This window comes from Desulfonatronospira sp., from assembly GCA_003563255.1.
In the GTDB taxonomy this organism is placed as follows: Bacteria; Desulfobacterota; Desulfovibrionia; order Desulfovibrionales; family Desulfonatronovibrionaceae; genus Desulfonatronospira.
The window spans coordinates 1-4242 of record PWSL01000166.1; the positions used below are offsets into that span (position 1 = coordinate 1).

Consider the following 4242-nt stretch of genomic DNA (forward strand, 5'->3'; position numbering starts at 1 on the left):
GTGCAGCTGCGGGCTTGGTAACAGGCTGATGGATGATGACTTCTTCAACGGTTTCGCGCACCTCCACCAGTTGCGCTGCGCCAGTCCTGGGGTGTCGTTCAATCTTGCGCCGCCTGGCCCAGTTATAGGCGTCGTCATGGTGATCCACGTAGCAGAGCAACAGGCTGGAGTCGGTTTTGTGGACAATCAGGCGAATGTCCATGTTGACGCTGACTGACCAGAAGTTGGAGTCTTTGGCGCGATCGAGCTTATGGAACCGCAGGCCAGAACTAGCTGGGTTTAGCTGGAGATCGAAGGCGGCTGTCTTAGCAGCTTTCTGCTCCTGGTTGGTCAGCTTGGTGAGGCTGTCGGTGAAGGTGTCTGCGATACGGAATTCCATAGTCTAGCTACCTTTCAAAGCTTTGATGCGGTCAAGAATTTCACCAGACAGTCCTAGCCACTCTTCTTGGTGGTAACTGTCCCAGAAGCTTGACTAAGACTAGGCGTTCTATTCACTCACTAATTTTCAAGACAATTTATACGGCCAAGGAAGGATTTATCGCTTGTTGAATTACTCCAGAAAATTTCTCTACACTTACAACCGTCATATTAAATAGCAACGATAAATCTCTTGCAGACGATTCAGAGATATCAGTCAAAACCATAAAGGAATGTTCTTTATCCAAATCCAACAGTGACGATATTCGAGAGTATTTATTCACATGCCTTTGATAATCCCCTGTTTTCCCTTCAAACCAGAAAATATTTCCATTTATACTAAATATGACATCTAACTCAAAGTCATCTCCGTTTGGCAGCACTATCTTAGGATTCAAAAGATATGCATAATGAGATTCTTCGGAGACAGTTTCTATTAATTCTATAACTTGAATTTTTATGAATCTTTCAAGCCATTGTCCTGTGAAAAAATTTATAGCCTTCGGGATTTTACTCGGTCTAGCATACAAAAGGAACTTAGGAGAATTCTGATAGTTATATTCTTCTAAGAAAGCTATTCTGTGCAATCTAGTTGCCAGTTGACAAACAGCCGAAACTCCATCCTGAGTTTCATTCCTAAGATTCATTCTAAATGAATTTCCTAAACTTATATTTGATTTTATCCTTCTATAGAATTTTTCAATTAGCTCGTAACGAACTCCCATAAAAACAGCTATTTTATCTAATACTTCATCCTCATCGCCCTCGTCAGGCATACTTTTTACTTGGATTTTTTTCTCATTCAAGAACCTTACTATGACATCTGGAGATTCTCTTACAGCGTTTTTGACATCTATTTTTTTACATTCTTCAGAATCTACGATCAGCTCTTCATCTTTATCAAGAGAATTATCCAAGTCAGTCGTATAGGTAAGGTTTTGATTACTGTCATTCGATAAATTAAGCCTATAAGACTTACGTCTTCGCTTGTTTTTCTGACTAACAATCAAATATGTCACAAGAGATCCAGAAAGAAATCCAAGCAAGAAATAAATATAGTTACTCATATGTCACTCAATCTAAACTACACTAAACACTTTCATCACCTCATCCCCCAGGTGGTTAATTACCTTCACCGCTATCCTGCCAGACTTGGGTTTATCAAAAGGTCTTGATGTATCGCTATACAAGGATTCCCAAGCTTCCTCGTCGATCTCAGCTTTGAGCGTTGTTTTCAGCGACTTATAGGGGTCGCTGGCTCCCAAGAAATAGGCATGACGCACAAAGAAGCTTTCCTCGTTGTAGTCCGTGTCGATGAACCAACAGGCTATTTCATCAGGGCTGCTCGATCGCACCTCCCCTGACTGAGGGTGAAACACATCAATGCCGTGGATCTTGACCTGGATCTGGCCATCCTCCACCTCGTCGATGTCGATGTCGGGTTCACCGAAGATGACGAACAGGTTGCCAGCCCCTGTGGTCTTCAGTTCATCGGCCATGTGGAGGTCAGCATTCATCCTGGCTTTCAGTACCGGGATGCGGCCCAGTTTGGTGAACTCGGCGGAGTGGGCATCGTAGTTGAAGGCACAGCTAATCAGCACATCAAAGCCAGCATCCCCGGCCTCGCGGGTAGCGGCCACCAGGTCAGCCCTTGAAACCGTGCCAAACTCAGGGCCGATGAAGATACCTGCTCGTTTCTCCGTCTCGCTCTCACCCTCGACATAGCGGCCCTCGGCGCAGATGTACTCCCCTGGCCAGCCAACGATGGTGGTGAAGTTGATCTTGCCCTCCTTATGGGCCTGCTGTACCCCAGCCACCTTCAAGTTCTCAAGGATGACATCTGCAAATTCCTTCTCTTCGGCACTGCGATCGGGCTTAGTGAGGTTGGGGTCTACCAGTTCGTCGTTCTCATCCACCACCAGCACCCGGTGGGGCGATAGACTCTCAACAGTGAAGGGGCCAGCTACTCGGACGGTGTTCTTGTCCTCGTAGGGCTTGTCGTAGAGGTATTCCTGGTCAGCCTTAGCGGCAATGGAAGCATCGATCTCCCGCTGCCGTCCAATTCGGGCCTTCCAGAACCGCTCCAGGGGTTCATGGGTGGCTTGGGGCCAATCGGTAGGAGCCTCACGGGGAACTTCCCACTCCAGCAGGGCATTGGCCGGGGCATCCTCGCCAGAGGGCAGCTTAACGGTGCCGCTGGTGGTGAAGTCCACATTCTTACCATCTCTCCCCCCGGTGGTGATGGTGTAGGGCTTGGGATGGCCAGTAAGGGCGGTGTTGATGTCTGCTAGTGCCCCCTCTACCTTGGGTTGCCACTGCTCATAGATGGTGTCGATCTCGGTGTTGTTGGCAATGGCCTTGAGCGTGATGTGGGGCACCCGCTCATAGACAAAGCCCTGGCGGATGTTGCGGTAAGTAGGAGCTTGGGAAACGGGATTGCGGGTAATTTCAGCCTCTTTCTTTTGGCCCTCTGGGGAGTCTGTCAGCAGGTAATAGGGGTAACGGGCACCCATGATTCGGGCACGGGCAAGGGCTAGGGCTACGCGGGAGGTGTCGATGGTGATCCAACGGCGGCCCCATTGTTCAGCAACGTAGGCAGTGGTGCCAGAGCCACAGGTGGGATCTAGGACAAGATCGCCGGGGTCGGTGGTCATGAGGATGCATCGTTCAATAACTTTTGTGTTCGTTTGGACAACATAAACTTTGGACTCAGTAAACGCGCCGGTTTGTGTATCTGTCCATACATTCGAGAATTGACTTACAGGAAAGTCATCTAAGAACCGGACATAAGCAAGAGAGCGGCTAGTAGGAGCACCCAATCTTTGGGCTCTCTTCAGCCTTAAAAGTCCTTCTTCATGAGTCTTCCAATGTCCTTTTCCTGGCGAGAATTTATATCCTTCAAATGGAACTTGGAATTGACTTTTATCACTTCCACTCTGAGAAGTTAAATTGTCATGCCGGTAAATTCTTGTGCCTTCGGGCACTAAATCCTCGTTGCCACGCTCATTATTGAGCATAAATCTTCTAGTGCCATTCGGGAGTTCTAACCTTGTATAGCGAGAACCTACGTCTTCCTTCAACCCTTTAGGTTTATATGGCTGCCTATATTTAATGTCTGAGTATGAACTAGTATACCAAAGCAAAAAATTAAATTGGTTAGACAAAAGGTTGCCAGAGAGTCCACTTGTAGTTGCAAAACATATCTCTGTGCAAAAATTCTCTTCTCCAAAAACTTCATCCAGCAAAGCTCGAACTCGATGAACATTTTCATCCCCAATCTGCACAAAAATTGAACCACTATCGGTCAACAAGTCCCGCGCCACCGTCAACCGATCGCGCAAATAACTCAAATACGAGTGAATCCCATCCCGCCAGGTATCCCGAAATGCCTTCACCTGCTCTGGTTCACGGGTAATGTTGTCCAGCTTGCCGTCCTTCACATCCCGGCTGGTGGTTGACCACTGAAAATTGGAGTTGAACTTAATCCCATAGGGCGGGTCAAGATAAATACACTGCACCTTCCCCCGTAGCCCCTCCCGTTCTGCCAAGGAAGCCATGACCTGAAGGCTATCGCCCAGGATCATGCGGTTCGACCAGTTGGCATCATGCTTGTAGAAGTCGGTGGCGGTGGCATCCTGGGGCAACCCGTCAAAGTCAGCAAAGAGGTCAAAGCCTAGCTGCTGGGGCTGGGTGGCCTCAGCTCTCTCCTTACTCTGCTTCAGTAGGTCATCCACCAGCACTTTGGGGTGTACCTTCTCCTGGATGTAGAGCGGTGGAGCACTCACCACCAGGTCAGACCAATCCTGCTCATCCTTACCGCGCCAC

The 4242-nt window shown here is 48.3% G+C and carries 3 protein-coding genes; all 3 read right to left on the reverse strand.

What is annotated here, in order from left to right; translation table 11 throughout:
- The coding region (locus tag QZP87_RS04775) for a hypothetical protein (RefSeq protein ID WP_291321777.1) at nt 1-379 on the reverse strand (379 nt) is incomplete at its 3' end.
- Between the two features lie 136 nt (nt 380-515).
- Nucleotides 516-1484, reverse strand: a complete 969-nt coding sequence (locus tag QZP87_RS04780) for a hypothetical protein (protein WP_291321778.1) — start codon at nt 1482-1484, stop codon at nt 516-518.
- A 12-nt stretch (nt 1485-1496) separates the two neighbouring features.
- Nucleotides 1497-4242, reverse strand: a 2746-nt coding sequence (locus QZP87_RS04785) for a site-specific DNA-methyltransferase (RefSeq protein WP_291321779.1), incomplete at its 5' end; no start/stop codon positions are given.